Genomic DNA, 16,909 nt, shown 5'->3' with positions numbered 1-16,909 from the left:
TACCCCCCCCCCCCCCCCCCCCCCACCCCCCGCGGCCCCCCCCCCCCCCCGGCGGGGGGGGGGGGGGGGGCCCCCCCCCCCCCCGGAGAGGGGGCTGTCGTAGAGCGCAGCTCCCCCTCTCCGTCTCGGCTTCGCCGAGCCACCTCTCCCCCACTCTCGTGGGGGGCGAGGAACCCCAAGCTGGAATGATGCCGCGATCCTTCCGCTGTTCTGCCGGACATCTCCCCCTTAAGGACTCTCTTGAGGGGAGATTGGCAGTGGCTTCGCCGGCGCCCGCAGGACCGTCCGCCGCCGCCGGCAACAAAAAAAGCCCGCGAACCTTGCGGTTCGCGGGCCCTTCCTGTCTTCAGGTGTTACTGCCGATCAGCTCTTCAGCGCTGCTTTGCAAAGGCTGTAGAAGCCGCTACCCTTCTGGATCCACTTGAGGCCACCCAGCGTATCGGCCTCCTTGTTCGCGTGGTACTGGTCGCGGCAGGTGTGCATACGGGCCTTGGACGGGGTTTCGCTGCTGTATTTGGCGGAGATCGCCTTCGGAAACGTCACTCCCTGGGGAGCGGTGACGGTCGGCTTTTCCGGCTGGCTGGTGAGGCTTGCCTGACCGGCTGCCGGCTTGGTGTCGTCGTCGAAAGCACTGGCGCCGCACTGGCTTATGCGGAAGTCGTTCCATTTCATGCCGTTCAGCGTGTTGGCGGTCTTGGCCGCCCGATATTTGGCGCTGCAATCCGCCCTGCTGAGGCCGCTGCCGGCCTTGGCAGTTGCCGCTGCCTTGGTCGTCGCTGCGGCGGCCGCATCGTCGCCGGCAGCGCTGGTGCTGTCCGCCGCGGCTGGCTTGGCGTCGGCGGCGTCGGTGCCGCATTCTGCCTTGCGGAACTGGTTCCAGTTCTGCTCGCCAAGTGTTCCGGCGTCCTTTGCCGCGTTATACTTGGTGCTGCATTCGGCATGGTCAGCGCATTGGCAGGCGCCGCCAGGAACAAAGTCGCGACGGCGAGACCCGTCAAAGTGGCAAGTTGATGGATGAGCATGCGTCTTCTCCCTCCGATGTTCATGATATGTACCAAGCAAGCAATAGCACTCAACGACTGGTTGCGCCAGAGGCTAAATGGCGTAAAAGCTGTCGGAAAGTGCATTATTTCGATAAAGTCGTGGCCAGCTCCTGTCCGCCAGGTACATTTTCCCGAGCGCTTTTGCACGGAAAGCGCGCATAGAGCGACCCACAGTGAGGGACTGCCTGACATGGCGGGTTGGATTGAGTGTCGCCGGTACGGCGCAACTGAATGCCCGATCCAGGGCCACTCGACCCGCGGATTACGAATTCAGTGCCTACTGACTGACACAACAAAGAATCCAGATGCAGTCTGAAGTTCATGAACGCTGCTGCCGCAACCAGCGCAGGCAACTTGACAATCCACGCACGAGCGTGACACAAAACACACAAAACAACAATTTTCTAAGGATTGGTGACCTATAATCATGCATTGTGATGATAGGGCTCGGGCCAATTTATGGCATGACGTGCCGGAAAAGAACCATCGGGAAGCTGGCTAGCATGGCAGGAAGTTATTTCGGTACGGACGGCATTCGCGGGCGCGCCAACAGGTTTCCAATGACGGCGGAGGTCGCCATGAGGGTCGGCATGGCCGCCGGCCTTTCGTTCCAGCGCGGCAACCATCGCCACCGCGTCGTGCTCGGCAAGGACACCAGACTTTCCGGCTATATGATCGAGAATGCGATGGTGTCGGGCCTGTGCGCCGCCGGCATGGACGTGTTCCTGCTCGGCCCGATTCCAACGCCCGCGGTCGCCATGCTGGTGCGCTCATTGCGCGCCGACATCGGCGTGATGATCTCGGCCTCGCACAATCCTTACTACGACAACGGGATCAAGCTGTTCGGCCCAGATGGCTACAAGCTCTCCGACGAGATCGAGGAGCGCATCGAGGGGATGCTCGACAGGGATATCGACCTGGCGCTCGCCGATTCGGACGGGCTCGGCCGCGCCAAGCGCGTCGACGGCGTCCATGACCGCTACATCGAATTCGCCAAGCGCACGCTGCCACGGTCGATGTCGCTTTCGGGCCTGCGCATCGTCGTTGACAGCGCCAACGGCGCTGCCTACAAGGTGGCGCCCGAGGCGCTGTGGGAACTCGGCGCCGAAGTCGTCGCCATCAATGTCGAGCCAAACGGCTTCAACATCAACAAGGAATGCGGCTCGACCCATCCGGCCGGCCTGCAGAAGAAGGTGCACGAAGTGCGCGCCGATATCGGCATCGCGCTCGACGGCGATGCCGACCGCGTCGTTATCGTCGACGAGAATGGCGCGATCGTCGATGGCGATCAGATCATGGCACTGATCGCCGAATCCTGGCATCAGAGCGGACGGCTGGCCGGAGGCGGCGTCGTCTCGACGGTGATGTCCAATCTCGGCCTCGAACGCTTCCTCGGCGACATGAACCTGCAGTTGCACCGCACCAAGGTCGGCGACCGCTATGTCGTCGAGCACATGCGTGCGCACGGCCTGAATGTCGGCGGCGAACAGTCGGGCCACATCGTGCTGTCCGATTTTTCTACCACCGGCGACGGCCTCGTCTCGGCGCTCCAGGTGCTCGCCTGCATCAAGCGGCAGAACCGGCCGGTCAGCGAACTGTCGAAGAAGTTCGCGCCGGTGCCGCAGCTGCTGAAGAACGTTCATATTTCCGGCGGCAAGCCGCTCGAGGAAGCCCTGGTCAAGGCGGCGATCGAAGATGGACGCCACCGCCTGGGCAAGGCTGGGCGCCTGGTCATCCGGCCGTCCGGCACGGAACCGCTCATCCGCGTCATGGCGGAAGGCGACGATCAGCAACTGGTCGAGGCCGTCGTCAACGACATCGTCGAGGTCATTTCGGAAACGCGCAGCGCCGCCTGATCCCAGAGCTTTTGCCAGTTTGAAAGCCCGCCTTCCGGCGGGCTTTTATTGGGTCGCACTACAATTAATCCATGGGAAATGACGCGAAATCCTGAAAGATTTTGAGATTCATGGTTAAGCGATACGGTTAAACGCGTTTTAACTTTTCCGATTCATTATCCACGACTGAAGCCAATCAGATTCGGACGCGTTCGCTGTGCCGAGGGTTCTCAGGGGTGACAAGTTATGTTCAATACAGCAAGAATGGCCCTCTTTGCCGCGCTGCTCGCGGGCGTGGCCGGACCAGTGTTCGCCGCCGACTTCGTCGAGCCGCCCGTGGTCGAGCCGGCCCCGCCGCCGCCCGTCTACGAGCAGCCGGTCGAATATGGCGGCTGGTACATTCGCGGCGACATCGATTACCACTGGTCGAAGTTCCGCGGCGGCGACTACATCACGTATAGCGCGGCCCCGCCGCAGAATCCCGGCAGCTTCGACAGCGGCAAACTGGAGGGCGCCTTCTCGGCCGGTGCCGGCGTCGGTTACCAGATCAACCAGCATTTTCGCACCGATCTCACTCTGGACTGGATGAGCAAATCCGATTTCCGCGGCTCGACCAGCGGCTTCTGCGGCATTAATCAAACGCCCTGCACTTCGACCGACACCTCGTCCTATTCGGCGCTTCTGCTCCTGGCCAATGCCTATGTCGATATCGGCACTTGGCACGGCATCACGCCTTATGTCGGCGCCGGCATCGGCGGCGCCTGGGTCAAGTGGGATACGCTGCACAACAGCGATATCGACGGCGATTTCGAGCATCATGGCGGCAAGGGCTGGCGCTTTGCCTATGCTGCCATGGCGGGCGCATCCTACTGCCTGACCGATCGGGTCAAGCTCGATCTCGGCTACCGCTTCAGCCATATCGAAGGCGGCAAGATGTTCGATTACGCTTCAGACAGCAATGTCGGTCCCGGCTATGACAAGGGCATCAATGTGCACGAAGTGCGCGGCGGCCTGCGCTATCAGTTCGGCAACTCGGACTGCGCCCAGCCGGAGCCGATCGCCTACGAACCCGAACCGGTCTACACCAAGTAATCGCTTCGAAAGCAGGTTTGCGCATCGCCCGGCGAAAGCCGGGCGGTTTCCGTTTGTGTCGGGAAAGCGCATCAAAATCAATTCGCTAACCCCTTGTTATCCTTAACCACCACTTAACCACTATGGTTAACAATGCTTCCTGAAACGGCGCTCGCGATCGCGAATGGCGCCACCTTCGGGAGCCGGGATCATGACAGTCAAATCGCGTATAGCGCTGGCGCTTGCAGCAATCGCCCTGACGCCGCTGTCGCAGGCACTTGGTGCCGACTACGATCCGCCGATCTATGTCGACCAGGCGCCGGACTATGTGCCGGTCGAAGTCGGTTCGGGATGGTATCTGCGCGGCGATGTTGCCTATTTGCCGGAAAAGAGCTTCGAAGATGAGGATTTCGCCTTCACACCGGCGAGCTTCAGCGACAATGAGGATCCGATCTTTGCCAGCATCGGCTTCGGCTACCATTTCAATGACTATCTGCGTGCCGATCTCAATTTCGGCTATCTGCCCGGCAATAAGACCAGCGTCGGCTATGATGACGGAACGACCGTGGCATCAGCGTCCCTGAAGAACTACGCCTTCTCGGGCATGCTCAATGGCTATGTCGATCTTGGCACCTATGTCGGGATCACGCCCTATCTCGGCGCGGGTATCGGTGTCGTCCAGAGCAATCGCAAGCTTTCAGCGAGCTATTTCACCGACAACAATGACCCTACCGACGATTTCGTTCTGCAGGACGACAAGACCCAGTATTCCTTCGCTTACACGCTGAATGCAGGCCTTGCCTATCAAGTGTCCAAGAATGTTTCCGTAGACCTGGGATATCAGTATTTTTCCGCGCCCGACGCCGAATATGCGACTGCCGAGAGCCTGACTTCCTATCCGATCGACAAAGGGATCAGCAATCATCAAGTCAAGCTCGGGTTGCGTTACGACCTCTGGTAGGTGCTGCGCACGCGACAAGCTAGACGGCGGATCTTCGGGGCCGCCGTTCGTGTTTCGAGGCCATGCATTCTCATCACAAGTGACCAGTATCCTGCCAGCGACAAAAACTTTCCCCTTGACGCCTGACGCCTGAACGCATATCGCCGTCCGTGGGCCACCCCTCCCCAACGAGGGGCCACTATCTGGAAGGATAGACCACGATGACGACGCATACGAAGCCCGGACTCCGTCCGGCAAATCCCAATTTTTCCTCAGGTCCCTGTGCAAAACGTCCCGGCTGGTCGGCCGAGGCGCTGACCAATGCCGCGCTCGGACGCTCGCATCGCGCCAAGATTGGCAAGACCAAGCTCGAACAAGCGATCGAGTTGACGCGAGAGATCCTCCAGATTCCCGCAGATTACCGCATAGGCATCGTGCCGGCGTCGGACACCGGCGCGGTCGAGATGGCGCTGTGGTCGCTGCTTGGCGAACGCGGCGTCGACATGGTCGCCTGGGAGAGTTTCGGTTCCGGCTGGGTCACCGACGTGGTCAAGCAGCTGAAGCTTGCCGACGTGCGCAGGATCGAAGCCGGTTACGGCGCGCTGCCGGATCTGACAAAAATCGACTTCGACCGCGATGTGGTCTTCACCTGGAACGGCACGACATCAGGCGTGCGTGTGCCGAACGGTGATTTCATCCCGGCCAGCCGCAAGGGCCTGACCATCTGTGATGCGACGTCGGCCGCCTTTGCGCAAAAGCTCGATTTCCAGAAGCTCGATGTCGTCACTTTTTCCTGGCAGAAGGTGCTGGGCGGCGAAGGTGCGCATGGCATGCTGATCCTCAGCCCGCGCGCCGTCGAGCGGCTGGAAAGCTACAAGCCTGCCTGGCCGCTGCCGAAAATCTTTCGCCTGACCTCGGGCGGCAAGCTCATCGAAGGCATCTTCAAAGGCGAAACCATCAACACGCCGTCGATGCTGTGCGTCGAGGATTATCTCGACGCGCTGCGTTGGGCGAAGTCGATCGGCGGGCTCGATGCGCTGATCGCCCGCGCCGACGCCAATGCCGCCGTTCTCGACGGTTTCGTCGATAAATCCGCATGGCTCGGCCATCTGGCCACCGACCCGGCGACGCGGTCGAACACATCCGTCTGTCTTTCCTTCACTGACCCGGATGTCGCCGCGCTCGATGCGGACGGACAAGCGGTGTTCGCCAAGGGCATCGTCTCGACGCTCGACAAGGAAGGCGTCGCCTACGATATCGGTGCCTATCGCGATGCGCCGCCCGGCCTGCGCATCTGGTGCGGCGCGACGGTCGAGACCTCCGACCTAGAAGCGCTGCTGCCGTGGCTCGACTGGGCCTTTGCCTCACAAAAGGCGTCGCTCAAGGCGGCCGCTTGAGTTTCCCGTGGCGGCCCTCGGGCCGCCATTCCCAAACGGATCAAATCCCATTTGAAGGAGGCCGCTATGGCGCCCCGCGTTCTCGTCTCAGACAAACTCTCCACCACTGCCGTGCAGATATTCAGGGATCGCGGCATTGACGTCGACTACCTGCCCGATCTCGGCAAGGACAAGGAAAAGCTGCTCGAAGTGATCGGCCAGTATGACGGCCTCGCCATCCGCTCGGCGACCAAAGTCACCGAGAAGCTGATCAACGCGGCCACCAGGCTCAAGGTGGTCGGCCGCGCCGGCATCGGCGTCGACAATGTCGACATCCCGGCGGCGAGCCGCAAGGGCATCATCGTCATGAACACGCCCTTCGGCAATTCGATCACCACCGCCGAGCATGCCGTCGCCATGATCTTCGCGCTGGCCCGCCAGATACCGGAAGCCAATGCCTCGACCCATGCCGGCAAGTGGGAAAAGAACCGCTTCATGGGCACCGAGGTCACCGGCAAGACGCTGGGTATCATCGGCTGCGGCAATATCGGCTCGATCGTCGCCACGCGCGGCGTCGGCCTGAAGATGCATGTCATCGCCTTCGACCCGTTCCTGTCGGACAGCCGTGCCGAGGAGCTCGGCGTTGAGAAGGTCGAACTGGACGAGCTGTTCGCCCGCGCCGATTTCATCACGCTGCACACCCCGCTGACCGACAAGACGCGCAACATCATCGACGTCGCGGCGATCGCCAAAATGAAGACCGGCGTGCGCATCATCAACTGCGCCCGTGGCGGGCTGATCGTCGAGGCCGACCTGATCGCGGCGTTGAAAAGCGGCAAGGTGGCGGGCGCTGGCATCGACGTGTTCGAGGTCGAACCGGCGGAGAAAAGTGAGCTGTTCGGCATGGAGCATGTGGTGGCGACACCGCATCTCGGTGCGTCGACCATGGAGGCGCAGGAGAATGTCGCCCTGCAGGTCGCCGAGCAGATGGCCGATTATCTGATCAAGGGCGCCGTTTCCAACGCCATCAACATGCCGTCGATCACCGCCGAGGAGGCGCCGCGCCTAAAACCTTTCGTCAAGCTGGCCGAAGTGCTCGGCGCCTTTGTCGGCCAGGTCACCGAGGACCCGATCAAAGAGGTCGAGATCCTGTTCGACGGCTCGACCGCGACGATGAACACGCGCGCCCTGATCAGCGCCACCCTTGCCGGGCTGATCCGGCCGCAGGTCTCCGATGTCAACATGGTGTCGGCGCCGATCATGGTTAAGGAGCGCGGCATCATCGTCGCCGAGGTCAAGCGCGACAAATCGGGCGTGTTCGACGGCTATATCAAGCTGACGGTCAAGACCGAGCATAGGACGCGTTCGATCGCCGGCACCTGCTTCTCGGACGGTAAGCCGCGCTTCATCCAGATCAAGGGCATCAACCTTGACGCCGAGGTCGGCCAGCATATGCTCTACACGACGAATGCCGATGCGCCCGGCATCATCGGCCTGCTCGGCACGGTCTGCGGCGAAAACGGCGTCAACATCGCCAACTTCCAGCTCGGCCGCAACCGGCCTGGCGGCGATGCCATTGCGCTGCTCTATCTCGATGCGCCGTTTCCGGAAAACGTGCTGGAACAGGTGCGAGCGCACAAGTCGATCGACTCCGCCAAGCGGCTGCATTTCGATGTGGGCGGCGCCTGAATCATGTCCGCGCGCCCCGCGTGCTCTATAAGCACCCGGGGCGTTTCGACGATAACGGCTGCGACGGGCTCTGGATTGCACTATCCTGATCCGATTCCGAACATTTGCCGGCTAAATCGCCATCTTCCTTCCGCTGTATTCGGCGAGGCTGATGCCGCCGAGCACCAGCACGAGGGCCATCCCCTGATAGAGCTGGAATGTCTCACCGACGATCAGCACCGACAGCAGCGTGCCGAAGATCGGCACCAGGTTGATGAACAGGCCGGCCCGGTTGGCACCGATCAGCTCGTTGCCCCTGATATAGAAGATCTGCGAGACGACTGAGGCGCCGATCGCGGTGTAGAACGCTATCGCCCAGCCGCGCGCATCGGGGACGATGACCTTGCCGGCGGCCACTTCCCACAGGAAGAAGGGCAGCGAGGTGACAAGTGCGGCAATCGACAGCGCCAGCATCAGGCTTTGCCAGCGTATGGCCGGCTTCAGCCGCAGCCCGACCGAGTAGAAGCTGTAGCAAAGCACCGCGATCAGCATGATGGCGTCGCCGAAGTTGAGATCCAGTTTGAGAAGCTGGCGCAGATCGCCGTGGCTGGCGGTCAGGGCGACGCCGATGATCGTCAGCACGACGCCGGCGATCTGCACCCGGTTCACGCGCAGGCGAAACAGCACGAAATTGGCGAGGATGATCACGATCGGTATCGCCGCCTGCTCGATCGAGACGTTGATCGCCGTCGTGTAGTTGAGCGCCGTGTAGAAGATCGCGTTGAAGAAGGTGAAGCCGCAAGCGCCGAGCCCGCCAAGCAGCAACCAATGCCTGCGCACCACCGGCCAGTCCTCGCGCAGCGTTCGCCAGCCGATCGGCAGCATGATCAGAACGGCCAGAACCCAGCGCAGGAAGACCAGCGTCATCGGCGAGATGTGATCGACAGCCAGCTTGCCGGCCACGGAGTTGCCGCCCCACAGCAAGGTGGTGAACAGCAGGAACAGATAGGCGGTTCGATGCATAGCTAAAATTTCCAGCCGGGAGCGCAGGCGAAGGGTCTTTTGCCGACCTAAAGCGCGTCGCGCCTGAACGGAGCATATGCGACGCGCTTTAGGTTCTTGTTTTTATGCAGGTCGTTATCGCAAAACCGCTGCGCACTTTTGCGCGACATGCATTATTGTGGTGGTTCGCCCAAGTAAATGATGTCAAAGGCGAAAATTGTTGTGCCTCAGGACGCTTTCGGCGGCAAAGAATGGTCGCGCTCGCCGGGTCTTGAGGTTATAGAAGCCTGTCGTTTCGAACCATTTCAAGCCGCTCCGAGCGGCGCCTCAAGGGAAAAGAAACATGGCCAATGTGGTGGTCGTCGGCTCGCAGTGGGGCGACGAGGGCAAAGGCAAGATCGTTGACTGGCTGTCGGAGCGCGCCGACGTCGTCGTACGTTTCCAGGGCGGCCACAATGCCGGCCATACGCTGGTCGTCGACGGCAAGGTCTACAAGCTGTCGCTGCTGCCGTCCGGCGTGGTGCGGCAAGGCAAACTGTCCATCATCGGCAATGGCGTCGTCTTCGATCCGCACGCCTTCGTCGCGGAAGTGGCGAAATTGAAGGCGCAAGGCGTCGAGGTGACGCCGGAGCGCCTAAAAATAGCCGAAAATACCGCGCTTATCCTGTCCTTGCACCGGGAGCTGGACGGATTCCGCGAAGATGCCGCCACCAATTCCGGGACGAAGATCGGCACGACCCGTCGTGGCATCGGCCCCGCCTATGAGGATAAGGTGGGCCGGCGCGCGGTCAGGGTGATGGATCTGGCGGATTTGGAAACGCTGCCCTTGAAGGTCGACAGGCTGCTGACGCACCACAATGCGCTGCGCCGTGGACTCGGCCACGGCGAAGTCACGCATGACGCAATCATGAGTGAGCTGATTTCGGTCGCCGACGAGATCCTGCCGTATATGGACCGTGTCTGGAAGATCCTCGACGACGCGCGCCGCGCCGGCGAACGTATCCTGTTCGAGGGCGCGCAAGGCACGCTGCTCGACATTGACCACGGCACCTATCCGTTCGTCACCTCGTCCAACACGGTCGCCGGTCAGGCGGCCGCCGGATCCGGCGTCGGCCCGGGTGCGATCGGCTATGTGCTTGGCATCACCAAGGCCTATACGACGCGTGTCGGCGAAGGTCCGTTCCCGACCGAACAGAAGAACGAGATCGGCGAGTTCCTGGGCACGCGCGGCCACGAATTCGGCGTCGTCACCGGCCGCAAGCGCCGCTGCGGCTGGTTCGATGCCGTGCTGGTTCGCCAGGCCGTCGCCGTCAACGGCATCAAGGGCATTGCGTTGACCAAGCTAGACGTGCTCGACGGGCTGGACGAGATCAAGGTCTGCACCGGCTATCGCCTCGATGGCGAAGCGATCGACTATCTGCCGGCCAGCCAGGGTGCGCAGGCGCGCGTCGAACCGGTCTACGAGACACTGGAGGGCTGGAAAGGCACCACCGCCGGAGCCAGAAGCTGGAACGATCTGCCGGCCCAGGCAGTCAAATATGTCCGCCACATCGAGGAGCTGATCGGCGCGCCGGTCGCACTCCTTTCCACCAGCCCTGAACGGGACGACACAATACTTGTGACCGATCCGTTTCAAGACTAGATTCTCAGCCGTTCCGGGCATCGCGGCCGATTTGCGGGGGCCGGCCCAGAAACGAAATGCAGGTCAACTGAAGCATGGCAGATTTTGTTGGTGCTCTGAAAAAGACGCTCGATAAACTCGACAACCCGACGCCGGAGACACGCGCGAGAGTCTATGACAGGGCTCGCTCGACGATCGCGGACAAGCTGGCCAAGAACATACCGCCGCTGGCGCCTTCGGTCGTTGCCCAGCATAAGCGCACCCTGGAGGACGCCATCGCCAGCGTCGAGCGGGAGTACGCCAAGCCTGCGCTGGTATCCGATCCGCTGTCGGAGCTGGAGGACATCTTCTCCTCCATCGACCGCAATAAGAACCAACCCAGCCATGTCCGGCAGCCGGCAAAGACCGAGCCGGCATGGCAACCGGCACAGACCGAGCCGGCATGGCAGCCGGCGCCTGCCGCCAAAGCCGCGCCGAATTGGCAAAAACCGCCATCCGTTGCTTCTCCTCCAGAGCGCACCGATGCGGTGCCTTCGGACGCGGATTTTCCGGCGGCGGACGAGAAGAGCGATACCTTTAGAGACGATGTCTTTCCCAACGACGAGGAGCCGGCGCCGGACTTTCCGCGCCTGCGTCCTGCCGAGCGCAGGCGCAGCTATGGCGGGCTGATCGCCGCTGTCGTCGCTTTGCTCGTCGTCGCCGGCGGCGGCTACGGCGTCTGGCTGAACAAAGACGCGTTCAGCAACATGCTGGGTCTCAACAGCACGACGGTCGCAACCATAGAACCGTTGGTGAAGCCGACTCCGGCTGAGCCGGCTACCGATGCCGCGGCAAGGCCCCCGGCCGCAGCGGCTCCAACGGATGCCGAGGGCACAAAGTTCACCCAGCGACTGACACCGGAGGGCGGTGAGGTTGATCCCGGTCCCGCTTCAGGACAAAGCGGCATCGGAGAGGGCGAATCAGTCGCAGCACTGACCACGCCGCCGCCGGCCGCACCTGCGCCTGCAGCGCCGACCGGCGCTACGCCAGCCACGACTGCGCCCGCCACACCGGGCGCCGCCCCGGCTACACCGCCTGCCGATGAAGCAACGCCGGCGCCGGCAACGCCGACCGATAGCGCAGCCGCCCCGGCCGCGCCGGCCCCAGGTATCGCGCCGGCTGCGCCGACAGCCGCGCCTGCGGAAACCGCGCTGGCGGTCGGCCAAAAGGCAATCTTCTACGAGGAGCGCACCAGCACCGCCCAAGGCTCGGCCGAGCCCGGCAGCATCGTCTGGTCGCTTGTGCAGGAATCGCCCGGCGGCAATCTGCCGCCCGAGCCGGCAATCCGCGCCGAAGCGAGCATTCCGGGTAAGGATGTGCAGTTGCGCATGACCATCCGCCGCAACACCGACCAGACACTGCCGGCCAGCCACATCATCGAGATGATTTTCCTGACGCCCGATGGTTTCGAAGGCGGCGGCGTCGACAACATCCTGCGCGTCGCCATGAAGGGCTCTGAACAGGATGCCGGCAGCCCGCTGATCGGCATCCCGGCCAAGATCGCCGACGGCTTCTTCCTGGTCGCTCTCAACGACACCAAGGCGGACGAAGACGCCAATCTGACCCTGCTCCGGGGCCAGAACTGGATCGACGTGCCGGTCGTTTACAAGACCGGACGGCGGGCGCTGCTCACCATGGAAAAGGGCATTCCCGGCGAGAAGGTGTTCGACGAGGCGCTGAAGGCCTGGCAAACAAAGACGGCGGGCTGAGGCCGGCTAATCGGCCTAACTCCCCAACGGTTCAGAAGCCTTGGAACAGCATGTCGAGCGCGGCCACGATGTCATCGTGATGCCTCGTCAGATTCAGCCGGCTTTCGCCCAGTTCAGTCGTTGCAACCGTGGCGATCAAATGGGTAGCCATGACCAATTTCCGCCCATTGATCTCGAAAATGGGATGAAGCTTTCGCATTGGCGATGGCGCCGTCGCGACCGGCAGAAGCGGGACGACCACCCGGGTTTTGAAATGGTCGAGCAGATCGGCCTGGACGTCGAGGAGATAGCCGCCGTCAATGCTAGCTGCGAAGGCGTCATACCGCGCCATCAGAATTGCCGATGTTCTGCCAGTGGAATGCCGTGTTTTTCGACATATTCGTTCCACGCATCTATCGTTGCGCGGTTCTCAAGCTTCCACAGCCGTGTCTTTTCGGCGGCCACTGCCTCCGCAATGCCGGCTTCGGCGGCGCGCGAGACATTCACATCGAGCCCCTTGGCTTCCTTCATGAGCTTTGAGTCGATCGACAGATTTGCCGGCTGACGAACCGCATTCATAGCTATCTTTCGCATGATAACCTCCGCAGCATGCGCATAATGTATGCGCATTTTCGTATTGGAGCAACGGCGAAGCGTCTACCCCTCCATCTCCTCGCGCAGCATTTCAAGTTCCAGCCATTCCTCCTCGAGCGCCGCCAGCGTGGCGCGCTCCTTGTCGAGGGCGACGATGGTCTTCTGGAACGAGGCCGGGTCGCGCTCGTAATAGGCCGGGTCGGCGATGTTGTTCTCCAGCCGTGAGATCGAGGCGTTCACCGCCTCGATCTTCTTCGGCAGCGATTCCAGCGCAAATTTCTGCTTGAACGACAGTTTCTTTGCTGGACCCTTCGGCGCAGCTGCTTCGGTCCTGGCTGCCACCGCCACTTCGCTGGTCTCCGCTTTTGGCCGTGCCTTGCGGTCGTCCAGCCTGGTGCCGCCGCGCTGCGCCAGCATGTCGGAATAGCCGCCGGCATATTCGATCCAGCGGCCGCCGCCGTCCGGCGCGATCAGGCTGGTCACGGTGCGGTCGAGGAAATCGCGGTCGTGGCTGACCAGGATGACGGTGCCGGCAAAACCGGCGACCAGTTCCTGAAGCAGTTCCAGTGTCTCCATGTCGAGATCGTTGGTCGGCTCGTCGAGCACCAGCAGGTTTGCCGGGCGCGCCAGCACACGGGCGAGCAGCAGCCGCGCCCGCTCGCCGCCCGAAAGCTCGCGCACCGGCGTGCGCGCCTGTTCCGGCTTGAACAGGAAATCCTTCATATAGGAGACGACGTGCCGCTGCTCGCCGTTGATGACGAGGTTCTCGCCGCGGCCGTCTGTGAGATACTGCGCCAGCGTCTCTTGCGGATCGACCGCCTCGCGCTTCTGGTCGAGCGTGGCGATCTCCAGATTGGTGCCGACCCGCACCGTGCCTGAGTCCGGCTTCAATTCGCCGGTCAGCATCTTCAGCAGCGTCGTTTTGCCGGCGCCGTTCGGGCCGACCAGGCCGACGCGGTCGCCGCGCTGGATGCGGGTCGAGAATCCCTTGACCACGGTGAGATCGCCAAAGCTCTTCTCGATGTTCTTGGCCTCGATCACCAGCTTGCCGGATTCGGCGGCGTCGCTGGCCACCATGGTCGCCGCACCTTCGGCGCCGCGATGACCGCGAAAGCGCTGGCGCATGGTCTGCAGTTCGCCGAGCCGGCGCATGTTGCGCTTGCGCCTTGCCGTCACGCCGTAGCGCAACCAGTGCTCCTCGCGCACGATCTGGCGGCCAAGCTTGTGCTGCTCGCGCTCTTCTTCTTCCAGAACGGTGTCGCGCCATTCCTCGAAATGGCCAAAGCCCTTGTCCAGCCTGCGGGTCTGGCCGCGATCGAGCCAGACGGTGGCGCGCGACACGCGCTCGAGGAAGCGGCGGTCGTGCGAGATGACAATCAGCGCCGAAGAGGTGCGGGCAAGCTCCTCCTCCAACCACTCAATGACCGACAGGTCGAGATGGTTGGTCGGCTCATCAAGGAGAAGAATGTCGGGCTCCGGCGCCATGACGCGGGCAAGGGCGGCACGGCGCGCCTCGCCGCCGGAGAGATCGTTTGGCTGCTCGTCGCCGGACAGGCCGAGATGCTCCATCAGATAGGTGGCGCGGTAGGGATCGTCGGCGGGTCCGAGCCCCGCCTCGACATAGGCGCGGACGCTGGCGAAACCATCCATGTCGGGCATTTGCGGCAGGTAGCGCACTGTCGCTGAAGGCTGGCGGAACACCTCACCGTCCTGCGGCTCGATCAATCCCGCAGCGATCTTGAGCAACGTCGACTTGCCCGAGCCGTTGCGGCCGACCAAAGCGATCTTGTCGCCTGCCGACGCCGTCAGTTCCGCCCCGTCGAGCAGCGGCGTGCCACCAAAGGTCAGTTTTATGCCGTCGAGATTGAGAAGTGGCGGCGCCATGTCAGCTTTCAGGTAAGGGGAAATGGGTGTCCGAGCAACAGCGCGCGGCCGCTGCCCAGCGCGATTTCGAGCCGGCCCTTGACCTCATTGGAAATGGTCAGTGACGAGCCGAATGCCACCTCGACATGGTTCAGCGGCCATTTGGCGCCGGTCACGGTCAGGCCGGAAAGGTCGGAAAAGCCGAGAATCGAAAACAGCGTGCCATCGGCGTAGTCGAAGCCGGCCTTTCCGCGAAGCAAGGGGATGCCTTCCTGTGCGCCGCTGGTCAAAAGCACCTCCGTGCCTGCCTCGGCCAGTCGGACGCTGAGCGCCAGGTGCAGGAAGGTGTGGTCGGTGCGCTTGCCGCCGAACGCGCCGGCGAGCACGAGGCTGGTCGCGCCGCGTTCGAGCGCGGCGGCGATAGCCAGTTCGCCGTCGGTCTTGTCCTTTTCTGCCGGAAACACCTGGCGGGGCACGGCGGCCAGTTCGTCCGGCAAATCCGCCGGCACCGAATCGAAGTCGCCGACCCAGAGTTCCGGCGTCAGGCGCAGCGTCCGGGCATGGCTCATGCCGGCGTCGGCGGCGATGACACGGGAGCCTTCGACCTGGCGGTCGAGCAGCGGCGTGCGGATTAGATCGCCGCCAAGCAGAATGGTGAATTTGCTCATATGCGTGGCCCTTACCAGCCCTGCTTGCGAAACGGAAGGCCGCGTGCTGGATGCCCGGCAAAACTTCCGCTTGCGCCGCAACTGGGCCGGGCCTATGTGTCGAAACGCTCTAACGGGGTGCTGGACGCGATCTTCGCGGACCAGCTGAGAGGCAACCATGCCAACCCGCTGAACCTGATCCGGTTTGTACCGGCGGAGGGATTAGACGTTTCGGACAGCCCGACGCCTCAATTCCTTTCAACACTAACGAAGGAGGCGCCGATGCGCACGTTTTTATACACTCTTGTTTCGGCAGTGCTGCTTGCGGCGTCCGTTCTCGCCGGCACCGGGCCAGCATCCGCGCAGGAAAAACTCACCGTTTATACCTATGAGAGCTTCACCGCCGACTGGGGTCCTGGCCCCGCGGTGAAGAAGGCCTTCGAGGCCGAATGCGGCTGTACTCTCGAATTCGTCGCGGTCGCCGACGGCGTCGCCCTGCTCAACCGCGTCAAGCTGGAAGGGGCCGCGACCAAGGCCGATATCGTGCTCGGCCTCGACACCAATCTGACGGCGGAAGCCAAGGCCACCGGCCTGTTTTCACCGCATGGCGCCGTCATCGACGTCAATGTGCCAGGCGGCTGGAGCGACGATATTTTCGTGCCGTTCGACTATGGCTATTTCGCCGTCGTCTACGACACCGAAAAGCTCAAAAACCCGCCGAAGAGCCTGAAGGAATTGGTCGAGGGCGATGCCGATGAGAAGATCGTCATCCAGGATCCGCGCACCTCGACGCCCGGTCTCGGCCTGCTGTTGTGGGTGAGGTCGGTTTATGGCGACAAGGCGCCGGAAGCCTGGGCCAAGCTTAAGGCAAAAGTCCTCACCGTGACGCCGGGCTGGAGCGAGGCCTACGGCCTGTTCACCAAGGGCGAGGCGCCGATGGTGCTGTCCTACACCACCTCGCCGGCCTACCACATGGTTGCCGAAAACACCGAGCGCTATCAGGCAGCGTCCTTCGAGGAGGGCGAGTATCTGCAGATCGAGGTTGCCGGCATAACCACCACGGGTGCGAAGAACCCGTTGGCGAAACAGTTCATCGCCTTCATGACCGGGCCGAAATTCCAGGATGTCATTCCCGAGACCAACTGGATGTTCCCGGCCGGCAAGACCGAGAAGCCGCTCAATCCGGCTTTCGACAAGCTCATCAAGCCGACCAAGACTTTGCTGTTCAGCCCCGAAGAGGTCGCCGCGAACCGAAAGGCCTGGGTCGACGAATGGCTGTCGGTGATGAGCGAGTAGCTTGTGATTGAAAGATGATTACTCTACGGCGCCCCCCTCTGTCCTGCCGGACATCTCCCCCACAAGGGGGGAGATCGGATGTCACTTCCGCTTTCGCCAATCGCAACAGTCGAAAGATTGAGGCGAGGGTGAAGCTGCCAATCTCCCCACTTGAGGGGGAGATGTCCGGCAGGACAGAGGGGGGTGGGCGGGAACTCGACCTCAGCCATATTTTTTGCTTCGACGA

At 62.4% G+C, this 16,909-nt stretch carries 13 protein-coding genes, 1 pseudogene and 1 riboswitch; of the genes and pseudogenes, 8 read left to right on the top strand and 6 right to left on the bottom strand.

Features of this window, described 5'->3' with window-relative positions; translation table 11 throughout:
• Positions 1–363 precede the first annotated feature (363 nt).
• A pseudogene (locus AC0L25_RS26205) lies at positions 364–1,022 on the bottom strand (hypothetical protein).
• 524 nt (positions 1,023–1,546) lie between these two features.
• Between AC0L25_RS26205 and glmM the strand changes: the two are divergent.
• From glmM to serA, 5 genes are all read left to right on the top strand, one after another.
• Entirely contained in the window at positions 1,547–2,899 is a 1,353-nt protein-coding gene (gene glmM / locus AC0L25_RS26200; RefSeq protein ID WP_473598167.1) for a phosphoglucosamine mutase, read from the top strand.
• A 225-nt stretch (positions 2,900–3,124) separates the two neighbouring features.
• Positions 3,125–3,970 carry an outer membrane protein gene (locus AC0L25_RS26195; RefSeq protein WP_473598166.1) on the top strand — a complete coding sequence of 282 codons (846 nt, stop codon included), beginning with the start codon at positions 3,125–3,127 and terminating at the stop codon, positions 3,968–3,970.
• A 190-nt stretch (positions 3,971–4,160) separates the two neighbouring features.
• Positions 4,161–4,910, top strand: a complete 750-nt coding sequence (locus AC0L25_RS26190) for an outer membrane protein (RefSeq protein WP_473598165.1) — start codon at positions 4,161–4,163, stop codon at positions 4,908–4,910.
• Between the two features lie 200 nt (positions 4,911–5,110).
• On the top strand, positions 5,111–6,286 hold the full coding sequence (locus AC0L25_RS26185) for a phosphoserine transaminase (RefSeq protein ID WP_473598164.1): 1,176 nt from the start codon (positions 5,111–5,113) through the stop codon (positions 6,284–6,286).
• A 66-nt stretch (positions 6,287–6,352) separates the two neighbouring features.
• A complete protein-coding gene (gene serA / locus AC0L25_RS26180) occupies positions 6,353–7,954 on the top strand; it encodes a phosphoglycerate dehydrogenase (protein WP_473598163.1) in 1,602 nt (533 codons plus the stop codon).
• A 111-nt stretch (positions 7,955–8,065) separates the two neighbouring features.
• Here the strand turns inward: serA and AC0L25_RS26175 are convergent, their stop codons facing one another.
• Entirely contained in the window at positions 8,066–8,956 is an 891-nt protein-coding gene (locus AC0L25_RS26175) for a DMT family transporter (protein ID WP_473598162.1), read from the bottom strand.
• A gap of 322 nt (positions 8,957–9,278) precedes the next feature.
• Between AC0L25_RS26175 and AC0L25_RS26170 the strand changes: the two genes are divergently transcribed.
• Together AC0L25_RS26170 and AC0L25_RS26165 are read left to right on the top strand one after the other, a co-directional pair.
• On the top strand, positions 9,279–10,577 hold the full coding sequence (locus AC0L25_RS26170; protein WP_473598161.1) for an adenylosuccinate synthase: 1,299 nt from the start codon (positions 9,279–9,281) through the stop codon (positions 10,575–10,577).
• A gap of 74 nt (positions 10,578–10,651) precedes the next feature.
• On the top strand, positions 10,652–12,304 hold the full coding sequence (locus AC0L25_RS26165) for a hypothetical protein (RefSeq protein ID WP_473598160.1): 1,653 nt from the start codon (positions 10,652–10,654) through the stop codon (positions 12,302–12,304).
• Between the two features lie 31 nt (positions 12,305–12,335).
• Here AC0L25_RS26165 and AC0L25_RS26160 read toward each other — a convergent pair whose 3' ends face one another.
• The 4 genes from AC0L25_RS26160 to AC0L25_RS26145 form a co-directional block, all read right to left on the bottom strand.
• Positions 12,336–12,635 (bottom strand): CcdB family protein, encoded by a 300-nt coding sequence (locus AC0L25_RS26160; RefSeq protein ID WP_473598159.1) that lies wholly within the window; start codon positions 12,633–12,635, stop codon positions 12,336–12,338.
• Complete coding sequence (locus AC0L25_RS26155; RefSeq protein WP_258121622.1) at positions 12,635–12,877, bottom strand: type II toxin-antitoxin system CcdA family antitoxin; 243 nt, start codon at positions 12,875–12,877, stop codon at positions 12,635–12,637. Before AC0L25_RS26155 ends, AC0L25_RS26160 begins: the two co-directional genes overlap by 1 nt.
• Positions 12,878–12,940: 63 nt before the next feature.
• Complete coding sequence (locus AC0L25_RS26150) at positions 12,941–14,761, bottom strand: ABC-F family ATP-binding cassette domain-containing protein (RefSeq protein ID WP_473598158.1); 1,821 nt, start codon at positions 14,759–14,761, stop codon at positions 12,941–12,943.
• Positions 14,762–14,769: 8 nt separating this feature from the next.
• Positions 14,770–15,408 carry a thiamine diphosphokinase gene (locus AC0L25_RS26145; RefSeq protein WP_473598157.1) on the bottom strand — a complete coding sequence of 213 codons (639 nt, stop codon included), beginning with the start codon at positions 15,406–15,408 and terminating at the stop codon, positions 14,770–14,772.
• Positions 15,409–15,511: 103 nt separating this feature from the next.
• A riboswitch (TPP riboswitch) is annotated at positions 15,512–15,626 on the top strand.
• Between the two features lie 43 nt (positions 15,627–15,669).
• Between AC0L25_RS26145 and thiB the strand changes: the two genes are divergently transcribed.
• The gene (gene thiB / locus AC0L25_RS26140) at positions 15,670–16,683 is read left to right on the top strand and encodes a thiamine ABC transporter substrate binding subunit (RefSeq protein WP_473598156.1); all 1,014 of its coding nucleotides are present in this window, start codon (positions 15,670–15,672) and stop codon (positions 16,681–16,683) included.
• Positions 16,684–16,909 lie beyond the last annotated feature (226 nt).

The organism is Mesorhizobium sp. WSM4813, assembly GCF_055811555.1.
Note: the sequence above shows the minus strand (reverse complement) of the source record. Positions and strands in the feature narration are given on the sequence as shown.

What these genes read in the sequence shown, in the direction of transcription:
- AC0L25_RS26175 (WP_473598162.1), bottom strand. Translation starts at nt 8,956, where the DNA reads ATGCATCGAACCGCCTATCTGTTCCTGCTGTTCACCACCTTGCTGTGG.
- AC0L25_RS26160 (WP_473598159.1), bottom strand. Translation starts at nt 12,635, where the DNA reads ATGGCGCGGTATGACGCCTTCGCAGCTAGCATTGACGGCGGCTATCTC.
- AC0L25_RS26195 (WP_473598166.1), top strand. Translation starts at nt 3,125, where the DNA reads ATGTTCAATACAGCAAGAATGGCCCTCTTTGCCGCGCTGCTCGCGGGC.
- glmM (WP_473598167.1), top strand. Translation starts at nt 1,547, where the DNA reads ATGGCAGGAAGTTATTTCGGTACGGACGGCATTCGCGGGCGCGCCAAC.
- AC0L25_RS26165 (WP_473598160.1), top strand. Translation starts at nt 10,652, where the DNA reads ATGGCAGATTTTGTTGGTGCTCTGAAAAAGACGCTCGATAAACTCGAC.
- AC0L25_RS26145 (WP_473598157.1), bottom strand. Translation starts at nt 15,408, where the DNA reads ATGAGCAAATTCACCATTCTGCTTGGCGGCGATCTAATCCGCACGCCG.
- thiB (WP_473598156.1), top strand. Translation starts at nt 15,670, where the DNA reads ATGCGCACGTTTTTATACACTCTTGTTTCGGCAGTGCTGCTTGCGGCG.
- serA (WP_473598163.1), top strand. Translation starts at nt 6,353, where the DNA reads ATGGCGCCCCGCGTTCTCGTCTCAGACAAACTCTCCACCACTGCCGTG.
- AC0L25_RS26155 (WP_258121622.1), bottom strand. Translation starts at nt 12,877, where the DNA reads ATGCGAAAGATAGCTATGAATGCGGTTCGTCAGCCGGCAAATCTGTCG.
- AC0L25_RS26185 (WP_473598164.1), top strand. Translation starts at nt 5,111, where the DNA reads ATGACGACGCATACGAAGCCCGGACTCCGTCCGGCAAATCCCAATTTT.
- AC0L25_RS26150 (WP_473598158.1), bottom strand. Translation starts at nt 14,761, where the DNA reads ATGGCGCCGCCACTTCTCAATCTCGACGGCATAAAACTGACCTTTGGT.
- AC0L25_RS26170 (WP_473598161.1), top strand. Translation starts at nt 9,279, where the DNA reads ATGGCCAATGTGGTGGTCGTCGGCTCGCAGTGGGGCGACGAGGGCAAA.
- AC0L25_RS26190 (WP_473598165.1), top strand. Translation starts at nt 4,161, where the DNA reads ATGACAGTCAAATCGCGTATAGCGCTGGCGCTTGCAGCAATCGCCCTG.